Annotated in this window: 18 protein-coding genes and 2 pseudogenes; 4 read left to right on the forward strand and 16 right to left on the reverse strand. The window is 63.5% G+C overall.

The genetic code is table 11. The features are described from left to right. Positions 1–130 precede the first annotated feature (130 nt). The 4 genes from phoB (at position 131) to KA217_03140 (ending at position 4082) form a co-directional block, all read left to right on the forward strand. Positions 131–814 carry a phosphate regulon transcriptional regulator PhoB gene (gene phoB, locus KA217_03125; GenBank protein MBP7711445.1) on the forward strand — a complete coding sequence of 228 codons (684 nt, stop codon included), beginning with the start codon at positions 131–133 and terminating at the stop codon, positions 812–814. 2 nt (positions 815–816) lie between these two features. Next, positions 817–2181, forward strand: coding sequence for a phosphate regulon sensor histidine kinase PhoR (gene phoR / locus KA217_03130; GenBank protein ID MBP7711446.1), 1365 nt, complete (start codon positions 817–819; stop codon positions 2179–2181). After that, complete coding sequence (gene phoU / locus KA217_03135) at positions 2178–2894, forward strand: phosphate signaling complex protein PhoU (protein MBP7711447.1); 717 nt, start codon at positions 2178–2180, stop codon at positions 2892–2894. Before phoR ends, phoU begins: the two co-directional genes overlap by 4 nt. Positions 2895–3029: 135 nt before the next feature. Beyond that, positions 3030–4082, forward strand: a complete 1053-nt coding sequence (locus KA217_03140) for a substrate-binding domain-containing protein (protein MBP7711448.1) — start codon at positions 3030–3032, stop codon at positions 4080–4082. Between the two features lie 37 nt (positions 4083–4119). Here the strand turns inward: KA217_03140 and fdhE are convergent, their stop codons facing one another. The 16 genes and pseudogenes from fdhE to KA217_03220 all read right to left on the reverse strand — a co-directional run bounded on the left by fdhE (position 4120) and on the right by KA217_03220 (position 21459). After that, entirely contained in the window at positions 4120–5061 is a 942-nt protein-coding gene (gene fdhE / locus KA217_03145) for a formate dehydrogenase accessory protein FdhE (protein ID MBP7711449.1), read from the reverse strand. Position 5062: 1 nt separating this feature from the next. Further along, positions 5063–5692, reverse strand: coding sequence for a formate dehydrogenase subunit gamma (locus KA217_03150; GenBank protein MBP7711450.1), 630 nt, complete (start codon positions 5690–5692; stop codon positions 5063–5065). Positions 5693–5695: 3 nt separating this feature from the next. Continuing rightward, positions 5696–6607 carry a formate dehydrogenase subunit beta gene (fdxH, locus tag KA217_03155; GenBank protein MBP7711451.1) on the reverse strand — a complete coding sequence of 304 codons (912 nt, stop codon included), beginning with the start codon at positions 6605–6607 and terminating at the stop codon, positions 5696–5698. A gap of 11 nt (positions 6608–6618) precedes the next feature. Further along, positions 6619–9675, reverse strand: coding sequence for a formate dehydrogenase-N subunit alpha (fdnG, locus tag KA217_03160; GenBank protein ID MBP7711452.1), 3057 nt, complete (start codon positions 9673–9675; stop codon positions 6619–6621). A 273-nt stretch (positions 9676–9948) separates the two neighbouring features. After that, positions 9949–10266: a DUF190 domain-containing protein gene (locus KA217_03165; protein ID MBP7711453.1), complete on the reverse strand. Its 318-nt coding sequence runs from the start codon at positions 10264–10266 to the stop codon at positions 9949–9951. Between the two features lie 10 nt (positions 10267–10276). Continuing rightward, positions 10277–10660, reverse strand: coding sequence for a fluoride efflux transporter CrcB (gene crcB, locus KA217_03170; protein ID MBP7711454.1), 384 nt, complete (start codon positions 10658–10660; stop codon positions 10277–10279). Positions 10661–10804: 144 nt separating this feature from the next. Further along, a pseudogene (locus KA217_03175) lies at positions 10805–11212 on the reverse strand (ATP-binding protein). Between the two features lie 122 nt (positions 11213–11334). Continuing rightward, entirely contained in the window at positions 11335–11655 is a 321-nt protein-coding gene (locus KA217_03180) for a transcriptional regulator (GenBank protein ID MBP7711455.1), read from the reverse strand. Between the two features lies 1 nt (position 11656). After that, complete coding sequence (locus KA217_03185; GenBank protein MBP7711456.1) at positions 11657–11998, reverse strand: type II toxin-antitoxin system RelE/ParE family toxin; 342 nt, start codon at positions 11996–11998, stop codon at positions 11657–11659. Positions 11999–12395: 397 nt separating this feature from the next. Next, entirely contained in the window at positions 12396–13403 is a 1008-nt protein-coding gene (locus KA217_03190) for a hypothetical protein (GenBank protein MBP7711457.1), read from the reverse strand. Beyond that, positions 13404–14411 (reverse strand): hypothetical protein, encoded by a 1008-nt coding sequence (locus KA217_03195; GenBank protein MBP7711458.1) that lies wholly within the window; start codon positions 14409–14411, stop codon positions 13404–13406. It abuts the gene before it with no gap. 2 nt (positions 14412–14413) lie between these two features. Further along, a complete protein-coding gene (locus tag KA217_03200; protein MBP7711459.1) occupies positions 14414–15049 on the reverse strand; it encodes an AAA family ATPase in 636 nt (211 codons plus the stop codon). 156 nt (positions 15050–15205) lie between these two features. Next, positions 15206–16270, reverse strand: a pseudogene (locus tag KA217_03205) (AAA family ATPase). After that, positions 16267–17532 (reverse strand): restriction endonuclease subunit S, encoded by a 1266-nt coding sequence (locus KA217_03210; GenBank protein ID MBP7711460.1) that lies wholly within the window; start codon positions 17530–17532, stop codon positions 16267–16269. Before KA217_03210 ends, KA217_03205 begins: the two are co-directional and overlap by 4 nt. Further along, on the reverse strand, positions 17529–19172 hold the full coding sequence (locus KA217_03215; GenBank protein MBP7711461.1) for an SAM-dependent DNA methyltransferase: 1644 nt from the start codon (positions 19170–19172) through the stop codon (positions 17529–17531). The genes KA217_03210 and KA217_03215 overlap by 4 nt, the downstream gene beginning before the upstream one ends. 25 nt (positions 19173–19197) lie before the next feature. Next, positions 19198–21459, reverse strand: coding sequence for a DEAD/DEAH box helicase family protein (locus KA217_03220; protein MBP7711462.1), 2262 nt, complete (start codon positions 21457–21459; stop codon positions 19198–19200). Positions 21460–21492 lie beyond the last annotated feature (33 nt).

Genomic DNA, 21492 nt, shown 5'->3' on the forward strand with positions numbered 1-21492 from the left:
GAAGACACTCGTGGCTCGAGGGATCCGTTCAGGGCGTCCCTCGAGGGCGCCTGGCACCGGCTCGCCGGTGCTGTCACTGGCCTGTAACATTAAGGCCGTGTAATGGGCGCCGAACGTGGCGTTCAATCCCATGGGCAAGGACATCCTGATCGTCGAGGACGAGACAGCCATCCGTGAGATGGTGAGGTTCGCCGTTGCCCGCGCGGGATTCGAGCCGCGCGAGGCTGCGGACGCCCACCAGGCAGAGGTCCTGATCGCGGACCGCATACCCGATCTGATCCTGTTGGACTGGATGTTGCCGGGGACGAGCGGCATCGACCTCGCGCGCAGGCTCAGGCGGGCGGAGAGCACCCGTGCCGTGCCGATCATCCTCCTCACCGCCCGGGGCGAAGAGGAGGACAAGGTCAGGGGGTTCGAGGTCGGGGTCGACGACTACGTCACCAAGCCTTTCTCCCCGCGGGAGCTGGTGGCGCGGATGTGGGCCGTGCTCCGGAGGGCCTCTCCGGGGGGCGAGGAGGACCGCATCGAGCTCGGCGACCTGCTCCTGGACAACGCGAGCCACAGGGTGAGCGTCGGCGGCGCGGAGCTGCACCTCGGGCCGACGGAGTTCAGGCTGCTGCACTTCTTCATGACTCACCCCGAGCGGGTCTACAGCCGCAGCCAGATCCTCGACCGGGTCTGGGGCGGCAACGTGTACATCGAGGAGCGTACCGTCGACGTGCACATCCGCCGTCTGCGCAAGGCCCTGGAGCCCTCGGGCCACGACCACGTGCTGCAGACGGTGCGTGGCTCCGGCTACCGTTTTTCGGCTTGACCGTGGGCGGGAACCCTTGGGCTGCCGAGATCGGCCGCTTCGTGGCCTTGCTCGCGGGCGCCCTGGTCCTGGGGCAGCTCGCCGGCCACCCGCTGGAGGCCCTGCTGGTGGCGGCGCTCGCCTACGCCGCTTCGCTCCTGCTGCAACTCCACCGTCTGGAGCGCTGGATCCGGGCGGGGAAGAAGTCCCATCCGCCACCCGCTCGAGGCATCTGGAGCGAGCTCTACCAGCAGGTCCACCGGCTCCACCTGCGGGCGCGCAAGCGCAAGCGCAAGCTCGCCAACGCCCTCAAGCGCCTGCGCCAGTCGGTGGCGGCATTCCCGGACGCCGCGGTCATCCTGGACGGCGAAGACGGGATCGAGTGGTTCAACGCGGGGGCCGGCCGGCTGCTCGGCCTGAAGATGCCCGAGGACCTCGGGCAACGCGTGACGAACCTCGTGCGCCACCCCCTGTTCCAGGATTTCCTGGAGGGCAGGGGGGAGCCGGGAGCGATCGAGATCCCTTCGCCGGAGGACGAGCACCTGGTCCTCTCGATCACCCTGATCCGCTACGGCGCGGACCAGCGCCTGCTACTCGCGCGGGACGTCTCCCACCTGGCGCGCCTCGAGCAGGTGCGGCGCGACTTCGTGGCCAACGTCTCCCACGAGCTGCGCACGCCCCTCACCGTGATCACCGGCTACCTGGAGACGCTGGAGGACGAGGGGGACGAGCTCCCGCCCGTCTGGCAGCGCTCCGTGCAGGCCATGTCCGAGCAGGCGAACCGCATGACCCATCTGGTGCAGGACCTGCTGCTCCTCGCCCGCCTGGAGTCGGACGGCGATCCCGCGAGCCCACACGAGCCCGTGGCCGTCCCCGCGATCCTCTCGGGCCTGGAGGAGGAGCTGCGGCTCCGGAGCGCCGGGCGCCATCGGATCGAGTCCAGCGTCGACGGCCGTCTGTGGCTCGCCGGTGACGCGCAACAGCTGCGCGGCGTCTTCAACAACCTGCTGGAGAACGCCCTGCAGTACACCCCCGACGGCGGCCAGATCAGCCTGCGTTGGTACCCGGACGAGGCCGGCGCCCACTTCACGGTGCGGGACACCGGCATCGGCATCGCGCCGCAGCACATCTCGCGCCTGACCGAGCGGTTCTTCCGCGTCGACGCGGGGCGCTCCCGGGCGCGGGGCGGGACCGGGCTCGGGCTGGCCATCGTCAAGCACGCCCTGAGCCACCACGGAGCCCATCTGCGGATCGAGAGTGCGCCGGGGGTGGGCAGCTCGTTTACCTGCGACTTTCCGCCGGCGCGGGTTTTGGAACCGCCGGACGGCGACCTGGAGCCCGGCTCCATCGGTGAGCCGCGAGCATCGGCACCAGCGAGGGATTCATGACCACGCCTGCAGACGTCACGCACCACATCTCGCGCCGGTACAACCGGGAGCTGGAAGACATCCGCACCCGGGTGCTGGCCATGGGCGGGCTGGTGGAGCGCCAGCTCGTGGACGGGATCAAGGCGCTGCTCACGTGCAACGCCGAGGCCGGCGCGCGCGTGGCGCAGCAGGACTACAAGGTGAACGCCATGGAAGTGGCGATCGACGAGTCCTGCACCCTCACCCTGGTCCGACGGCAGCCGGCAGCGAGTGACCTGCGTCTGATCATGGCGGTCATCAAGACCATCACGGACCTGGAGCGGATCGGCGACGAGGCCGAGGCGATCGGGCGGATGGCTCAACAGGTGTCCGATACGGGCGGGATGACCTGCCAGATCATGCACTCCATCGATCACCTGGGGAACCGGGTGGTCACCATGGTCCACGACGCCCTGGATGCGTTCGCGCGCATGGACGTGGACGCGGCGCTCGTCACGATGCGCTCCGACGAGGAAGTCGACAGGGAGTACGAGGCGGTGATGCGCGAGCTCAGCACCTACATGATGGAGGACCCTCGATACATCGGGCAGTTCCTGAACGTGTGCTGGTCGGCGCGCGCCCTCGAGCGGATCGGAGACCACGCGAAGAACGTCTGTGAGTACGTGGTGTACCTGGTGAAGGGCAAGGACATCCGACACACCGCCCGGGAAGAGCTCCCTCGGCTGGAGGAGTGAAGATCTCGCTCCTGACACGAAGCCGTAACATCCCGCACGTCATAATCCCCCGCAGCAGACACCGCCCCGGCTGCCGATGGCGCCCCAGGCGGTGGTGCATCCTCGACTTCAGAACGGACATCGGGAGGTTTCATCGTGCGCAAGAACACCACTCTCATCGCGACGGCCATCGCCGCCGTCCTCTGGGCGCCCGTAAACCAGGCCCAGATCTCTCGCGACTACATCTACATCGTCGGTTCCTCGACCGTGTTCCCATTCTCCACCGCGGTGGCGGAGCGCTTCGGCAAGGGATCGAAGTTCAAGACCCCGAAGGTCGAATCGACCGGTTCGGGCGGTGGCATCAAGTTGTTCTGCGAGGGCGTCGGCGTGCAGCACCCCGACGTCACGAACTCTTCGCGCCGGATCAAGAAAGGTGAGGTGGAGACCTGTGCCAAGAACGGCGTCACCGACATCACCGAGGTGAAGATCGGCTACGACGGCATCGTGTTCGCGAACTCGAAGAAGAGCGCACCCATCCAGTTGAGCCTGAAGGACATCTATCTCGCCCTCGCCAAGGTCGTGCCCGATCCGAAGGGCGGCGACCAGATGGTCCAGAACCCCTACAGGACCTGGAAAGAGGTGAACGCCGAGCTTCCCGACAAGAAGATCGAGGTCCTCGGGCCGCCGCCGACCTCGGGCACGCGCGACGCCTTCGTCGAGCTCGCGATGGAGGGCGGCTGCAAGAAGGTGCCCGTCTGCGCGGGGCTCGAGAAGACCGACAAGAAGGCCTTCGAGGCCGCGTTCAAGGCCATCCGTGAGGACGGTGCCTTCATCGAGGCAGGCGAGAACGACAACCTGATCGTGCAGAAGCTCGAGGCCAATCCCAACGCGTACGGCGTCTTCGGCTACAGCTTTCTCGACCAGAACGGGGACAAGATCCAGGGCGCGCGGATCGACGGCGTGGCCCCGGACTACGATTCGATCTCTTCCGGCAAGTATCCGGTCGCGCGCTCCATGTACTTCTACGTGAAGAAGGTCCATGCGGACGTGATCCCGGGCGTGCGCGAGTTCGTCGCGGAATTCACGAGTGACAAGGCGTTCGGCCCCGAAGGCTATCTCGCGGACAAGGGTCTGATCGCTCTGCCGGACGACCTTCGCAAGAAGGTGCGGGACGACGCGAAGGCCCTGAAGTCGCTCGTCCTCGACTGAGCGCCTCCGGGCGCGGCGCCCGGACCCGGGCGGGGTCTCAGCCGGGGCCGGGCGTGAGCAGCGGATTCCCGCCGAATCGGGTGTAGCCCGCCTCGGTCATCTGCAGGTCCAGGGCGACGGATGCCAGGTCGTCGGCGGCTGGCTCGAGGCCCGGGTCTCGCTCCACGTGGAGGATCTTGAGGTAGGTGCGGCACCCCTCGCAGGCCTCGGCCTGCACCGCCGGACGGCGGCGCGCGGCCTCGCGTCGCTCGGAGCGCGCGTCGGCCGCCGGTACCGGATGGACCGGGGGGACCGGGTGGGGAGCCTCGGATTCCAGGGCGTAGTACGCCAGGTCCTTCGCCGAGTCGCAGGCGACGCACTTGGCGCGGACCAGGTGCCACTGGCTCGCGCAGAGGGGGCACACCAGATAGCGCAGGCTGTGGGTCTCCCCGCCGCTCAGCACGACACTCGCGAGGGGCCGGGACCCGCAGGCGGGGCAGAGGCTCGGTGGCTCGACGCGGGGGAAGGCGCCAGCCCCGAGGGTGGTGGTCAGGTGGACCCAGTAGACCTGCAGGGCCGCGGCGACGAGGGGCACGTAGGCGGGCTCGACGGCCTCGAGGTCGCCGGCGAGGAGATGGGCCGCGACCTCTTCGATCGCATTCTCTCCCAGCGCCGCCAAGCGGTCGATGGCGAGCCGGGCGGCCCCGGGCAGATCGGCCGGCTCCCGGGCCCGGGCGAGGATCTGCCGTAACGCGTCGCGCCAGGCCTCCGCGCGCGGCCAGCTCGCGGCTGAGAGTGGCGGCAGGCCGTGCCCCCGGGCGAGCGCCAGGTCCCGCTCCGTCGGCAGGGGGACCTCGGGAAAGGCGTCCAGCGCCGCCTGCTGGGCCTCCGCGAGGGAGGCCAGGAAGCGCAGGTAGTCGCCCAGGGCGTGACCTTGCGCGAGATGGCGCAGGCGCGACGCCCGCCGGGCGAAGAGGGCGGTACGCTCGGGGAGGAGCACCTCACCGTTCGTGGGTCACCTCCCGGTACCACCCCGGGTGGTGGTGCTTCGCCCAGGCGCGGCTGACCTTCCCCCGGATCATCGCGGTCAACGAGCCCGCGGTCCAGATGGACGCGGTCACGTGGACGATGATGGAGAGGATGAGCACCCAGGCCGTGAGCGCGTGGGCCAGCACCGCGATCCGCCGCTGCTCCACCGTGAACTGTTCGGCGAAGTACGGCTCCCAGATCACGACGCCCGAGGCGAGGAGCACGAGCATCCCCAGCAGCAGGACCCAGTACAGCACCTTCTGGCCGCCGTTGTATCTCCCCACCGGCGGGATCCCCGACGCGTCGTGAGCGAGCACGCGGCGCACGCGGGCGAGCCACTTCAGGTCAGCGCCGGTGATCACGTTGCTGCCCATGAGCGGCAGGGCGAAGCGGGCGAACACCAGGAGCCACAGCACCCCGATGAAGGGGTGCAGGATCCGGTTCCACTGGCCGCCGCCGAGCAGGTTGGCGAGCCAGGACATCGCCGGGTGGAAGAGGGCGAGTCCCGAGAGCGTGAGCACGAGGAACGAGATGGCCGTGACCCAGTGGGCGGTGCGCTGACTCCCCGTGTACCGTTCGATCCGGTCGTTGCGTGTCGTCATGGCTCACCTCCCGCCCGTCGGCGGCTGTACGCCACCCGGGCCGCCGGGGCCGGGCTCGCTCTCCTCATGGACCTCCTCGGGCCCGCTCTTCACGTAGAAGAGGAACCCGCCGAGGGCCGCGAGACCGAGGGCCGCGAGACCGATGGGCCTCGCGATGCCCTTCCACAGCTGGACCCACGGGCTGATGGTCGGGTCCTTCGGCAGGCCGCTGTAGAGCTCCGGCTGGTCGGCACGCGGCAGCACGTACATCACGTGCGTGCCGCCCACCCCCTGCGGGTCGTAGAGCCCCGCGTGGGCGAAGCCCCGCTCCTTCAGCTCGGCGACCCGCCCGGCGGCGATGTGGACCATGTCCTCCTTGGAGCCGAAGCCGATGCAGCCGGTGGGGCAGCTCTTCACGCAGGCGGGCTCGAGCCCCACCGCGACCCGGTCCGAGCAGAGCGTGCACTTGTAGGCCCGGTTGTCCTCCTGCGAGAGCCGCGGGATGTGGAACGGGCAGCCCATGAGGCAGTAACCGCAGCCGATGCAGTGCTCGGAGTGGAAGTCCACGATGCCGTTCGCGTACTGGACGATGGCGCCCGGCGACGGACAGGCCTTCAGGCAGCCCGGGTCGGCGCAGTGCATGCAGCCGTCCTTGCGGATGTGCCACTCGAGACGGCCGTCTGCGGTCTGCGCCTCGTGGAAGCGCATTACGGTCCAGGACTTCGCGCTCAGGTCCGTCGGGTTGTCGTAGGTGCCGTGACAGACCCCGATCTCGTCCCTGAGGTCGTTCCACTCCAGGCAGGCCGCCTGGCAGGCCTTGCAGCCGATGCACCTCGAGATGTCGATGAGTTTCGCCACCTCCGCGGGCGTACGGACGCCGGGAGGTGGCACCGTGGTGGCCGAGCGTCGCTCGATGTCGAGTGATTGCAGTGCCATGGGTGTCCTCCTCAGGCCTTTTCCAGGTTGACCAGGAAGGCCTTGTACTCCGGCGTCTGGACGTTGGCGTCGCCCACGTAAGGGGTGAGCGTGTTGGCCAGGAAGCCCGGCCGGGTCACGCCTTTGAAGCCCCAGTGCAGCGGGATGCCGACCGTGTGCACGCGCTTGCCTGCGACGTCGAGGGAGCGCACTCGTTGGGTTACCACCGCGACCGCCGTGATCCACCCCCGTTTCGAGGTCACCTTCACCTTGTCACCGTTCTTCACCCCCTTCTCGCGGGCGAGCTCCTCGCCGATCTCGACGAACATCTCCGGTTGCAGGATGGCGTCGATGACCGCGTGCTTGGTCCAGAAGTGGAAGTGCTCGGTGAGCCGGTAGGTGGTGGCGACGTAGGGGAACTGGTCCGCCTTGCCGAAGGTGTTCCAGACCTCCGGGAATACGCGGGCCACCGGGTTGCTGACGACCTTCGGGTGCATGGGGTTCGTCCCGATGGGCGTCTCGAACGGCTCGTAGTGCTCGGGGAAGGGGCCCTCGGCCATCGCGCCGCGGCCGAAGAACCGTGCCACCCCCTCCGGCAGCATGATGAAGGGGTTCATCCCGCTGTCGGGACCGGCGTCGACCTTGAAGTCCGGGACGTCGAACCCGGACCACCGGGCGCCGTCCCAGGCGATCAGCCGGCGCTTCGGGTCCCACGGCTTTCCGGAGGGGTCGCAGGACGCGCGGTTGTAGAGCACCCGGCGGTTGGCTGGCCAGGAGAAGGCCCAGCCGAGCGTGTTGCCGAGCCCGCTCGGGTCCGCGTTGTCCCGGCGCGCCATCAGGTTTCCCTTCTCCGACCAGGCCCCGGTCCAGATCCAGCAGCCGCAGGCGGTGCTGCCGTCGTCCTTGAGCTGGGCGAAGCCGTCCACCTGTTGCCCCGCCTTCAGCAGGACCTTCGTGGGGTCCCTGGCATCGGCCTGGTCCGCGAGCGCCTTGCCGCTGAACTCCTTCGCCAGCTCATCGGGCGCGGGTGACTCGGGGACCGCGTACTTCCAGGCGAGGTTCAGGATCGGGTCGGGGAGGGTGCCCCCTTCCTTGCGGTACAGCTCCCGGAGCGCGAGGAACATCCCCGCGATGATCTCCGCATCGGGCCGGGCCTCGCCCGGCGCCGGCGCGCCCTTGTAGTGCCACTGGAGCCAGCGGCTGCTGTTCACGAGCGAGCCGTCCTCCTCGGCGAAGCAGGTCGAGGGCAGGCGGAAGACCTCGGTCTGGATCTTCTGGGGGTCGACGGGGTTCAGGTCCCCGTGGTTCTCCCAGAAGGTCGAGGTCTCGGTCGCGAGCGGATCGATCACGACCAGGTACTTCAGCTTCGCCAGCCCGTCGGCGACGCGCGCCTTCTCCGGCAGCGAGGCGAGCGGGTTGAAGCCCTGGCAGATCCACCCGTTCACCTTGCCCTGGTGCATCATCTCGGTGAACAGCAGAGCGTCGTAGGTCTTGTCGAGCTTCGGCAGCCAGGCGTAGCCGAACTCGTTCTCCCGCGTCGCGGCGTCGCCGTACCAGGACTTCATCAGGCTGACGAAGAACTTCGGGTAGTTCTGCCAGTAGGACATCTGGTTCGGCCGGATCGGCTTCAGCGCCCGGGCCGCGAGGTACGCCTCGAGTGTCTGCTCCTTCTCGCCCGGCAGCGTCAGGTAACCGGGCAGCGAGTTGGAGAGCAGGCCGACGTCGGTGAGGCCCTGGATGTTGGAGTGCCCGCGCAGGGCGTTGACGCCGCCGCCCGCCATGCCGATGTTGCCGAGCAGGAGCTGGACCATCGCCATGGTGCGGATGTTCTGCGATCCGACCGTGTGCTGGGTCCAGCCGAGTGCGTACAGGATCGTGAGCACCCGGTTCGCCGGAGCGGTCGACCCGATCCACTCGCACACCTTCAGGAACTGGTCCTTCGGCGTGCCGGTGATCTCGCTCACCTTCTCCGGCGTGTAGCGCGCGTAGTGCGCCTTCATCAGGTTGAAGACGCAGCGCGGGTCCTGCAGCGTTTCGTCGACCCGCGCGTGGCCGTTCTCGTCGAGCTGGTAGTTCCAGGTCGCCTTGTCGTAGGCGCGCTTCCCGGCGTCGTAGCCGGTGAACAGCCCGTCCTCGAAGCGGAAGTCCTCGCGCACGAGGAACGTCGCGTCGGTGTAGGCCTTGACGTACTCGTGCTGGATCTTGTCGTTCGCGAGCAGGTAGTGGATGACCCCGCCCAGGAAGGCGATGTCGGTGCCCGCCCGGATCGGTACGTAGAGATCGGCGACCGCCGCGCTTCTCGTGAAGCGCGGGTCGACCACGATGAGCTTCGCCTGGTTGTGCGCCTTCGCCTCCGTGACCCACTTGAACCCGCAGGGGTGGGCCTCGGCGGCGTTGCCGCCCATGATCAGGATGACGTTGGCGTTCTTGATGTCGACCCAGTGATTCGTCATCGCGCCGCGGCCGAACGTCGGGGCAAGACTTGCCACCGTCGGGCCGTGTCAGATGCGCGCCTGATTGTCGACCGCCAGCAGCCCCAGGGAGCGGACGAATTTGCCCGTGATGTAGCCCGACTCGTTGCTGGAGGCCGAGGCCGCCAGCAGGCCCGTGGTGAGCCAGCGGTTCACCGTCAGGCCCTCCGCGGTCCGGGTCGTGAAGTTCTTGTCCCGGTCGTCCTTCATCAGCCGCGCGATCCGGGCGAACGCGTCGCCCCACGAGATCCGCTGCCACTGGTTGGAGCCGGGGGCGCGGTACTCGGGGTACCTGAGCCGGTTGGGGCTGTGCACGAAGTCGAGCAGCGCCGCGCCTTTCGGGCAGAGCGTGCCGCGGTTCACCGGGTGGTCCGGGTCGCCTTCGATGTGGATGATCTCGGGCTTGGCGTTCTTCGCCCTGTCGCCGAGCGAGTACATGAGCAACCCGCATCCCACGGAGCAGTAGGGGCAGGTGTTCCTCACCTCGGTGGCCCGCGTGAGCTTGTAAGCGCGAACTTGCGCGAGCGCTGGCCCCGGTGCGAACCCCAGCATGGCGGCGCTGGAGCTCCCGAGTCCGGCGCCGGTCAGCTTCAGGAACTGCCGTCGGTTGACGTCGATGGCCATCGTTTCCTCCCGCCTGGTGTGGACCTCTGGAGGGGCTCGGCCGCAGGGGAGGGGGGGTACGGGACTTCCCCTCGTGCCCGGGCCTTCCGCCCAGAAGAATAGCACCTGGGGGAGAATGCGATTAACGTGAATTAGTATCTTGCCAGAGACTGATGGACCACCCAGCCTCAGACCGCTTGGGCGCTCGCAGGGATTCCGCGGCCGACGCCCATGCCGCGGCCGACGCCCATGCCGTGGTCGACGCCCATGCCGCGGGCGGCTCTGGAATCAAACCTCCCCGGTCATGCCGAACTCGATCGGAGTCTTGATGTAGAAGATGTTGATACTCTCTTCGCGCAGTTTCTCGAACAGGCGACTCGCATCCTCCTGGCTGATGGCCATCACGATCTCGATGGGCTGCTCTGCCAGGTCGAAAAAGTGCGCCGAGTGCAACTTGCGGTCATGACCGAAACCCTCCGTGGCAGCGATCAATGTGGCGCCAGCCACCCCGAGCTTGCGTGCCTCGTGGATCAGCCACTCGCCCAGAGGAAGATTGCCGTGACGACGATCCTGCTGCGTGAAGAATGTCAATTGATAGCCTTGCACGTTCGTCTCCTCAAATGCGCTTCAGCAGGGCCACAGTCCAGAGCCCGAGCAAAGTCATCACGAGCGAGCCAACGACGTGGATACCGATTGCGGTCATTGCCCAGATCAGTCGGCCCTGTTGGATGAGCGTGGTGACTTCCGCCGAGAAGGTCGAGAAGGTTGTCATGCCGCCCAGGAACCCGGTGATGATTAGCAGTCTCCATTCAGGCGCGATGCCCGGATGGTTGGCGAAAATGGCAAGCGCCACGCCGATCAGGTAGCCGCCCAGGAGATTGGCGGCCACGGTTCCGGGCGGGATGGTGGGAAAGACAGCGTTCAGCGAAGTGCCGAGCAACCAGCGCGTAACGGCACCCATGGAAGCGCCCAGGCTGATGGCGAGAATGGAGCTCAGCATCGTTTCTGTCCTTTTGTTGACCGTGTCCGTACGGGCGCGCCAGAGCCCGGATGGCCAGCGCAGACTTCCCCCACCTGTGAATCCCCCACCCCGGCTGGGTACGCAAAAAAGAACGCTAGCAAGCAAATTGTCGCGCGGCCAGCTTCATTCCGCATCCCCGGGAAGTTCGGTCGCGCCTATCCAATAGCAGAGCAGTGGCGCGGGAATGCGCATGATCTGCGTGGCCGACGTCGTTGCGCCCGGTGCCGATTCGGCGGTAGACACCGGCAAACCCGGCATCGGCCCGAAGTCGTCCAGCGACTTTGTGACGACATAGCCGCGCGCGATTCGCTTGGCTTGGCACAACTCGATCAGGCCCTTGAGCTCGCGCGCGCCGGTGTGCTGGACGCGGTACTTCACCGCGAAGGGGATCAGTTCGCCACCGACTTCGGCGACGAGATCGACCTTGTGTTCGCGCTTGCCGTGCCAGTACGAGAAGCGCACGTTCTGCGCGCACCAGCGGGCGAACAGGTGCTTGAACACGGCCGTCTCGGTGGCCACGCCCAGCGCCGCCGCATCCGCCGCGCGGCGGAGTCGGTCCCGCTGCTGGGGCGTCATCCGCAATGTGATGCGCACCCGGTCAGGCGATGTCTCGTTCTTTTCCTCCATCGGGGCACCTTAGCCCTGAGCCCAATTCAGGCCATCACGACCTGGGCGCGCACCTCGACCTTCAGGGCGCGCTTGATGGCGGCGAAGATCGCGGACACGTTGGTCATGGTCGGGTTCCCCGACTTCGACAGCATCCGGTGCAGGCTCTTGGCCGGCTTGTGGATCTCATCGGCCAGCGCCTCGAAGCCCACGGTGGCGTTGACGAGGTCGCGCAGGATCAGCTTGGCGGACTCCGGCTCGCCGTTGACGAACAGGGTGATGGCCTCGTCCAGCAGGGCTTCGGCGAAGGCCGGATCGCTCTGCACGCGCGCGGCCACGGTCTCTTTGAAGTCACGGGTCAGTGCCATGTCACTTCGCTCCTTTGTGGGTTGATGCCTTGCGGTGCTTGTAGTCCTCCCACAGCGCCACCGCCTGGTCGATGTCCTGCTGCTGACGCTTCTTGGTCCCGCCGCCGATCAGGATGACGATCTTCAGGCCGTCCTTGGCCAGGTAGATGCGCAGCCCCGGACCCCAGTCGATCTTGTATTCGCCGATGCCACGGAACCACTCGACGTTGGACAGGTTGCCCTGCTCCATTCGGCTCACGGCTACTCGCACCTTGGCAGCGGCCACGGCTTCCAGCGAGCCGAACCACTCACCGAAAGGGCTGTCGCCATCGGCCAGCAGCAGTTCTTTGATCTGGTAGGTCACAAGGCAAATGGTAACGTAAATGTGCCTATTGTGCGAGCACGAGGATGCCGCCGGTACCGTTCGATGGTTGGCCGGTCTCCACGGTTGACGGTGAACCGCCGCGCGAAAGTCGTTGATTTTGCGAGGCCAGGCGCTGCGCCCACCCGCAGGCCGAACAGAGAAAAGAGACGGCTCTGCCCCGGGAAGTGGCCGATTCCGGGCTTCGTGGCGAGCCCGCACCCGCAGCACAGACGGCCGGAACCCCGCGTGGTGCGGGGATCGCAGGCGAAAAAAAGGGCCCGGAGATCATCCGAGCCCTTGTAGATGGTGGCGGATGGTTGACCATGTGCCGACTGACCTCCCGAGCTTATGAGCATTGGTGCGGGTTGCTGAGGGCAGACGACTACAGGCGGCCTGCCTATTTCACCGACGCCACGGCTTGGGTGGCGTGCTTCACGACCTCAACGATCTTCAGCCCGCCATCAGGGGCCGATTCGTTTTCCAAGTAACCGGACGGCGTGATGGCAAAAATCGACTTGGTGGTTTCCATCAGTACCGCATTACGAGCGGCATCGTCGCTGGCCGCCTTGGTGAAGGCCTGGAATGTTCGCAGCGCATTTGCCCTATGCTTGTTAATCGCGCTTTGGTGCCGTGCCGCCTTGTAGAGACGGCCACACCAGATCGTTGCGGTGAAAAGCAAGCCCAGAATCACGACCTTCGAAGTAAAGAGCTGGATGACTTGCGGTGTGGTGGCATCTGGCTTGACCGGAACGAAGACCATGAGCAGAGATGCCAGGATCGTCACTGCCGCCAACCCTGCAGTCGTCTTGAGCCATTTCTCGGCGCTCAGGTCCTGCGCATCCGCCTCGGCATTGAAGTCCGCTGTGAAATGTGCGACGCCAACGCTGGCTGCCGCCTCACGAGCAGCCACGATGATGTCACCAATTTCCCCTCGCCGCTGCTCGATATCCTTTTTGGTGCCCTCCACCAACTGCCCAGCCTCCTCAACGGAGCGGGTCAGCTCATTGATGTTCCGCTGCACATCACCCTTCTGATAGGCGAGGTACGGAATGTACAAATGCGCCGCCGTAAAGAACTGGTCGGCCTGGCTCTTGACCTGGTTAACCAGTTGATCGCGCGCTCCTGTCGGGTTGCCTGACTCAATAGAGAAAGCCCGAATTTGCTCAAGGCTCTGCTTGATCGGCGGCAACGTACTGACGATTTGCTGCGTTGGTCCGTCAGGCAGCAGATCCAAGGGCAGCAGTTTGAACTGGTTCAGCATCGAGTACGTGCGTTCCAACTCCGGACGGCAGCTCTCGAAGTTGATCTTTCCCCAGTCGGGGTTGATGAGCAGTTCGTCGACGGGCGACTGGGTGCAGTCGTTGATCAACTCTCGAAACTGTTTAGTCAGCGCTTCAGCAGCCATTTATCTGATCTCCCTGGACTTCGTATCACCATTTCCAGCGAGATCTTGTTCGACACTTTTGTAGCCACCTATCGCCGTACCGGATTTGAATCCGGCGGATGATCGTTTTGCAGAGTAGGCGCCATCAAATACCTCGAGGCCAAGCCCGATATCCCAGACGTAATCGCCAAACCGAACAAACCGGTCGTGGCCGTCATCGCGGAAGCCCGTATTCGGAACCATAAAAACTTTTATTCGCTTGATATTTTTGCGCGGTAACTTGCCAAATACCACGCGCAGTTCCGCCTCAATGTCGTCGATAGTTTTCCTGTTCTCTCCTGACAGATCAGCAGTCCAGGCGGAATAAATCGTGACGTGCCGGTGGCCGGTGGCATCGGTATCCAGTAGCCGCAGGAACCGTTCAAGCCCCGAAAGTCTGGTCTGCGGGCAGGCCATGTGTTGACCAATGGCATACCGATCAACGACGCTTATAAGTTTGATTGGTGCGATTGCCAAGGCCTTGAAGCGCGTATCCCAGGTGGCCAGAAACGTATCTCCTGCTTCGATGTGCTTGCCCGCCAAGGTAGTCGCAGCCTGAAAAGCCTTGGCTTGTCCCACGGCAAGAAGACGGCAGACTGAAACATCAATGCCATTGCCCGGCCGCAGCGCCTCATCACACTCATCATCGAACCCAAACTCGACCTCGGCACGGGTGTCGTCGACCAACGCCAACTGCGCCACACTAGCGAAATCGCCAAGTGTTGCTGCCGACACACTGCCACTCCACTGCGGCGTGGTTAGTAGAGGAGCTCGCTCCAACACTTCTTGCCAGCGTGGGCGGACGTTTTGCGGTAAGGCCTGAACAGCTTCGTGCAAACGTGATGCAGGCAGGGAATCACCATCGTGCGCAAGCAATCCGGTCCGTTGCCACACATCGAGTAGCCCGTTGTAACAGGCACGCTTCTGTGTAGGCGTCCATGCCTGGTCTGGTGCAAGGCTGTCAGCGTCGATCACGAAGGGCACCAGCATTCTCAGCGCCCCCCGAATTTTTCATGGAAAGACTCTTCGAAGAATCCGCCCGGCCATTCATCAATGAAGTCGCCTTCTTCATCGATGCGCAGCTCAATGAAACGGCTGCCGCGCGCCAAGGGTTCAACAAAGACGACTCCGACGTCATTGGGGCTTATCTTTCCTTCACGGATTCGACGCATCAGGCGCAAAATCAAATGCTCACTGTGGGTCTCCAAGATGAATGTGTTCTTGCGTTCGCGCAACGCAGCCTCGATGAAAACGTCGCCCAGCTCGGCCTGGAGCGCCGGATGCAAGTGGATTTCTGGCTGTTCCATCGCCAATAGCTTCCCGCGCGAACCATAGGCCAGCACCAATACTGGCAAGACCTGAGAGATACCAATACCGACATCGCGGTGGGTGACGATTGTGTTTTTTCGGACGTCGCGCAGCACCAACTCTTCAAGTACCCCACCAGATTTCGCCGCCGTAGCAAGTTGGGCGAGAGAATTTGCGAGAAACTCCGCTTCTTGCTCGGGTGCATTCAGAATTGATGCATCGCTCAGGGTGAGTGCAAGCTGAGCGAGGGCTTCCTCACTGACGCTGCCAGAGCCATCCGGCTCCAGTTCCCTACGGGAACCTATTTCAAACGCCTCCATCAACCATTCGTCGATCTCAGTACCACCTCCGCGCCCTGGTTGCGCATATGTCGGATCGCGGCGCTTGGATTCGTTGTGCAATGCAACGTAGCGCTCTGTCACAGCATCGACAAGCCACTGAGTCACGTCAGGCTGCGCGAAATGCTTGACAACTTCGAGCCGATAAGGCGTCTTCAATTTATCGGAACTCAGCCAGCCATTTACGGCCTCCCGCACAGCATCGTCGCGACGCACGACGTCCCAGGCATAACCGCCGCCGGCATACCAATTGGCGTCTTCATGTTCGGCAAAGGCTAGATGGCGTGGGGGGAAAGAGCGCAGCGGACCAAGGTACTGCAGCTGCTTGAGATCGTCGGCCAGCGCATCGGCCAGTCCCTTAATTAAGTCGTTCAATGTGCGGGGCAGGACGAATCGGACAGCTTGCGCGATGTCTTCCTTACGGTTGCCCTTGCTGACGGGGAACAACATACTAACTGGCGAGATATCGCCGCCGTCGGTCTTGGGCAGTTCCACACTAGATGGGAGGAACTGATCGACGCGCACCACGAGTTCCGGCAGCAGTGAGGAGATGGCCTCATTGGCGCCTTCAAAATCTTCAGGGCGCATTTCTTCGGACGTGGTTTGCGCCTCAACGATGGCTTTCAGTACTTGGCGAAATACGGCATGGTCGCTGGCGAGGCGGTCCAGACGAAGGTGACCAGCGTGGACATCTGATCGCAAGGTCGCTGGGCGGCGGCTCATGCGCAGCAACTCAGCGCCGTCGGCGGTGATCTCGATGGAGTCCACCCGGGGCTCCGCACCCGGCTTTGGGCGGTCCTGATCGTCCAACTCAATGCCGAGGGCGATGTTCAGGGCCACGCTGCTGACCGGGGCCAGCAGTTGTGCCAGTCGCTGATCCTTGCCTTGGGCCAGTGATGACACCTTGATTTCAGCACCCCATTCCACGCGCTTGTTCAGTTGCCCACGGTGCACGTACTGACGAAAGCCGCCAAGGTCAATGGCGCTGCCGCCCACGTCCGTGTGGTGGACGTCCAGACGGGCCAGACTGCGCTTTTCTCGACCGAACTGTGCTTCGTGCGCCAGCGCAAGGCTGTGAATGAAGCTGGACTTGCCGGCGCTGTTGGGGCCGAAGATCAGCGTGATCGGCTTGAGTGGGATGCGCTGGGTATCAGCAAAGGCCTTGAAGTTGCCCACGCGCAGGGCTTGAAGGCGGCGAGTCATGGCAGTGCCTCCAGTTCCTTTGGCATTGGCAGATTCAGCGCGCGGGCCTGTTGGGCCATCTCTGCCAACAGTTCCCGCAAATGGCCCTCCCGCCATTGGGCGGTGAGTTGGCCGGAAAAGGCGTGTAGTAGCAAAGTGGAAAACGTGGCTTCCAACTGCTCTGCTGCGCTATCAGCTTTTGTGAGCACCTGCTCAATTTCCTTAGCCAGCTTGCCAAACTTCTGTTGCAACGGTTGAGGGGGCTCAGGAGTCAAAAGGCCGGAATACTCTTGGCCATTGATGTTGGGCTGCCCTGCAACACGTTTATGCGATTCAACCCAGCCTCGGTAATAAGCCGTTCGAGTCACCCCAAAGACGAACCACGGGTCAACTGCTCCAGATCGGAATTGGAACCGAATCAGGTACCCTGCAAATGCGCATGGACCATCATCCGGACGATATATGTACGTCTTGCCCACGGTATTACCACTTCTTGCAAAGAGTACATCGCCGTCGTGCAGCAGGTATCGCCGCCAATCATCGGAATCGAGGGAAACGCTCTCTTTTTCAGAGAGAGTTCCATTGTCCCGAATATCGGTGATTCGCACATAGCGAGGCATGACACCTTTTCTTGGACAAGCACTGGCATTTGCGCCGTACTCAGGCCGCTGATCGGCTAGATCGCCAAGCGGCTTCATTGGCCATCCCATCGGATTCGTCGCAGGGTCGCCGAACATCTTGAGGAACAGTGCAGGCAGGATGCGGGCGGCCTTGGCGTCGGCTTCGCGACGCAGGCGGCGCAGACGGTTGGCTTCGTCGAGAAGTTCGACAATGCGAGATTGCTCTCTTGGCGACGGAATCGGTGCCTCATGCGCCCAGAACCAATCCATGACCACGCGCGGCATCTTGGCTCCAGCAACGTGGTGTGACGCCTGATTTACGAATCCGGGGGAGCGCAGGTAATACGCCAGAAAACGAGGATTTAGCGTTTTCGGGTCCGGGCGCAATGGAATCAACTCAGTGGTGGCAATTCCTGCTTCGTCAGGAACCGCCACTTTGTTCAAATAGGGCCGCAACTTCGAATAGAGCACATTACCCGTGTCGAAGTTGAACGTCGATGTCCCAGCATCTGAGGCTGCGGCATAGCGCTTTTCGACAATTTCACCGGATTCGCTTTCGATCTGATCCAGTGAGAGTTGCCACACTTGGTCGTCAGGCGCGAAGGCGATTTGCGCTGTGACGGGCGGAGCGACCTTACGCAGTGGTGCGGTAAGCCATGTCATCGTGGCAACTCCTCCAGCAACTTCTCCAACCCTGCTACCACCTTGCGGTAGTCACCCAGCACCTCGGCAACCAGCTCACTAGGATCTAAATCGCTGGTCTTTTCCGCGACGCGTGGTTTCCATTGACCGGCACCCAGGTTGTAGTCGCCCTCGGCCAGCTTCTCGCGGGTGGTCCACCAGCAGGTGGGCTCCTTACTGCCGTGTGCCAGCAGGGTGTTGGCCTCCAGCCCCGGCGGGATGGTGTAGCCACTGGCCTTGTAAGCCTTCCACTGCGCGAGCAGGTCGGGAATATCATTCTTTTCAGGCGTTTCCACGCGGCCGCCACCGGAAATCTTGTCCGGGTCGTAACCGTCATTGCGCACCTCGTAAAACCAGACCTTGTCCAGGCGCTTGGCGGCTTCGGAGGCTGGTTTGCGGAACACCAGCACGGCGGTCTTTACTCCGGCGTAAGGCTTGAAGACGCCAGCTGGCAGGCTGACGACGGCCAGCAGGTCGAAGTCGTGAACCAGCTTTTTACGCAGTTCCACGTGCGCCCCGGTGGAGCCGAATAACAGCCCTTCGGGCACTACCACCGCACAGCGGCCACCGGGCGCAAGGTGCTGCATCATCAGTGACATGAACAGCAGTTCGCTTTTCTTGCTGTTGGTGGGCAAGTCGGCGCGGATGGAGTCCTTGGGCAATTGGCCTGCGAAGGGCGGGTTGGCCAAGATGACTTTGTAGCGGCGCCGCAGATCGTCCTCGGTCAGGCCGCCCATGTCGGAGAGCGAGTTGGCGCGCTTGAGCTTGGCGTGGCGGATGCCGTGCAGCACGAGGTTCATCATGCTGATGCGCAACATCTGGCGCGACACATCGGTGCCGTACACCGATGCTTCGAGCAGGCTCCAATCCGGAATTTTTTCGCCCGCGCCCTTGCGGTAGGTTTGCAGGCGTGGGATTTCAGCCTTCAGCTCAGCCAGCGACTTACCCTTCTTCTCTAGCCAGTCCTCGCCATAGATGGGGTATTCGCTGATGTGATCAGAATATTTGGCCAGCAGGTAGTCCACAGCATCGATCAGGAAACCGGCAGTGCCCATCGCAGGGTCGAACATCGAATCGCCGATGTCCGGGTCAACCATCTCGACCATAAATGCACGGATCTGACGCGGCGTGCGGAACTGTCCGTTGAGCGAACTGGAGCCCAAGTGCACCAACAGGTATTCGAAGATGTCACCCTTCACATCCGGGCCAAGCTTGCGGAATTCGAATCCGTCCAACTCGTCGATCACCTGCTTCAGCACGTTGGGGTCGACGATTTCCAAGACCGCGTCGCGGAAGTATTCCGCCACCTCGGGCTCGTCTTTAGCCAGCGAAGCCATGTAAGGGAAGACTTCGTCGCGGATGAAGTCGCGCAGGTCGGTACCGCTCTTAAAGCGCCAGTTACTCCAACGGTAGCGCTCGGACTGTGCGGGATAAAGTAGCGCGGCGTTGCCGCCGGTGGCACCAAGGCGAGCGCGCAGCTCGCGGTCGGACTCCTCTTCGTCTAGCAGCTTCAGGAAGATGAGGTAGGAGATCTGTTCGATGTAGGTGACCGGGTTCGTCACACCGCCTGCCCAGAGGATGTCGGTGATGTGATCGAGCTTGCGGCGTAATTGGTGATTCATGTCTTTTTCCTAATTTCGATCGGCGCTACGCCACCAGGACGGATTGGTTGATCTCGTCCATCACGTTGCGCAGACCCTGCTCGCCAAACAGTTCGATGCCGATGTTGGCGGCGTTGAGAATGGACAGCGGCGGGGCGAACAGGTCGTCGAGCGAAACCTTGCCTTTCACCAAGCCACGGTTCTTGAGCAGCGCAAGATATTGCGCCTGCTCGGGGGTAAGGTTCTTGGCCACGAGCCAAGCGCGGAAGTTATCCTCCACGCGCTCCTCGCGGCTCTTGATCTTGAGCATGCCCAGCGCGGCGCGGATGAAGTCCACCAAGTTGCCACCCGGGTTGCGGTAGGCCCGGCGCAGGTTGTCTTCATTGAAGTAACGCTGCGGTTGGTTCAGGCGCTGGGCGAGTTGAGCCTCTTCTTCTTCCGACAGCGCATCGCCCGCTTTGACCTTGGCGATGATGGGATCGGCCTCCGCCTCCTGCTGGACGGTGGTTTCCCAATCTGTCACGTAATCGCGCTTGTCGACGCGCTCGCCGTCCGGACCCACCTCGATGTAGTGGACTGCGTCCAGCCATTCGTCTTCTAGGCCAAGCTCAATCAGCTCCCGCGGCGTCTTGCCACCCGGTTGTTTGGGCTTGGGTGCGTAACCACCGCCACTGCTGCCGGAGAAGATGTCGGTGTCCGAGTCGTTGAAATACTCGTGGTTGCGGAAGAAGTCGTAAATGACGAACTTCTCTTTGCCGATGTGCGGTGCTGTACGTGTGCCACGCCCACGCATCTGTTGATAGAGGATGGGGCTACGCACTCGGCGGCACATCACAAGATGCAGCACCTCGCGGCAATCAAAGCCCGTGTCGAGCATGCCCACGCTGACTGCGACCATGGGCAGATCTTCCTGTTTGAAGCGGCGGATCAGGTCGTCTGCATTGGCCACGTCAGAAGTGATGACCTCGGCGTAGCGACCCTTGTGCTCGGGATGCAGGTCATTCAGGTATTGCGCCAGCCGTGCCGCGTGGTGCTTGGTGATCGCAAACACTACCGACTTACCAGGACCGTTCTTTTGTCCCGGCGCCAACTCCTTGTAGCTCTGCCAGGCCAGTCGGTCGAACTCCTCCATCATCAGCCTGTTGCTGGCCTCGTTGGTCCACTTGCGCTCGAACTCGGCTGGATCGTAGTGCTCCTCATCGACCTTGGCGCCTTCGGACACCAAGGTGGTGATGCCGGTGGCGAATTTGTAGGGCACGAGAAAGCCTTCCTTGAAGGCCTCCTGGATCGGGTAGGAGTAGTCTGGCGTGTCGTCCTTGCAGTGATAGAACTGGAACGTGTTGCGCTCGATGTAAATGGCCGGGGTGGCGGTGAGGCCGATGTGCAGTGCATCGAAGTGCGAAAGCGCAGCCTGCCACGCGCCGTAGATGGAACGGTGGCATTCGTCCATCACGACCACATCAAAGTAGCCGCTGGTGAACTCGTGATAGCGGCCAATCATGGTTTGCAGCAGGCACACGGTAACCTGCTTTTCCTGCCGGACCATTCCGGGCTTGAGCCAATAGCTGGAATAGCCGGGGAGCAAATCCTGAATGGCCTCGATGGCCTGCTTGGCAAGCTGATCGCGGTCGACCAGGAACAGGACGCGCTCGGCCTGCCCAGCCTGCACGAGGCGCTTGAGGTAAAGCGCGATCAGATCGGTCTTGCCGCAACCAGTGGGCAACTCGATCAGGAAGCGACGCTTGCCCAGTTCAACCGTGCGGTCAAGCGCCTGCATGGCCTCCTTCTGGTAGGGGCGCAGGGAGCGCGTCTCACCCTGGCGCATGTAGGTGTCCGGGATCGGCACCGTGGCCAGTGGCTTGCGTTCGGCACGCATGTGAACCAAACGCTCCAGGTCGCGCCGGGAGAAGAAGGAGTTGACGATGCGGGCATCGTCGTTCTGGTAGTCCCAGAAATAGATCAGTTCGCCGTTGGTGAGGAAAATGAACGGCGCACCGATTTGCTTGGCGTAGGGCAGCGCTTGCTGCTTGGCGGTGTAGGGCTGAATGGCCTGCTTTTTGGCCTCAATGATGGCCAACGGGCGACCACGCTCGTCCAGCAAGACATAGTCGGCACGGCCTGTAGGAATGGCGTCGCCATCCGACGTGCTGAAAACAGTGGGTTGCGCCCCCAGCTCGGCCACGAAATGACCGCCTGCGACTTTGACCTCGGTGAGCACCTGGGACTTGTCTGCCGGATTCCAGCCGGCAGCGCGCAGCTGATCGTCGATCAGGATGCGTGCGTCGGTTTCTTTGTTCTGGGCGTTCAAGTCAGTACTCCATGATTACAAATTTTTTTGTTA

Source organism: Gammaproteobacteria bacterium (genome assembly GCA_017999615.1).
In the GTDB taxonomy this organism is placed as follows: Bacteria; Pseudomonadota; Gammaproteobacteria; order JAABTG01; family JAABTG01; genus JAGNLM01.

Coding starts and splice junctions, on each gene's coding strand:
- crcB (MBP7711454.1), bottom strand. CDS start 10,660: ATGCTGAGCTCCATTCTCGCCATCAGCCTGGGCGCTTCCATGGGTGCC.
- KA217_03180 (MBP7711455.1), bottom strand. CDS start 11,655: ATGGCACTGACCCGTGACTTCAAAGAGACCGTGGCCGCGCGCGTGCAG.
- KA217_03215 (MBP7711461.1), bottom strand. CDS start 19,172: ATGAATCACCAATTACGCCGCAAGCTCGATCACATCACCGACATCCTC.
- KA217_03200 (MBP7711459.1), bottom strand. CDS start 15,049: ATGGAGGCGTTTGAAATAGGTTCCCGTAGGGAACTGGAGCCGGATGGC.
- phoU (MBP7711447.1), top strand. CDS start 2,178: ATGACCACGCCTGCAGACGTCACGCACCACATCTCGCGCCGGTACAAC.
- KA217_03210 (MBP7711460.1), bottom strand. CDS start 17,532: ATGACATGGCTTACCGCACCACTGCGTAAGGTCGCTCCGCCCGTCACA.
- KA217_03150 (MBP7711450.1), bottom strand. CDS start 5,692: ATGACGACACGCAACGACCGGATCGAACGGTACACGGGGAGTCAGCGC.
- KA217_03195 (MBP7711458.1), bottom strand. CDS start 14,411: ATGCTGGTGCCCTTCGTGATCGACGCTGACAGCCTTGCACCAGACCAG.
- phoB (MBP7711445.1), top strand. CDS start 131: ATGGGCAAGGACATCCTGATCGTCGAGGACGAGACAGCCATCCGTGAG.
- KA217_03190 (MBP7711457.1), bottom strand. CDS start 13,403: ATGGCTGCTGAAGCGCTGACTAAACAGTTTCGAGAGTTGATCAACGAC.
- fdxH (MBP7711451.1), bottom strand. CDS start 6,607: ATGGCACTGCAATCACTCGACATCGAGCGACGCTCGGCCACCACGGTG.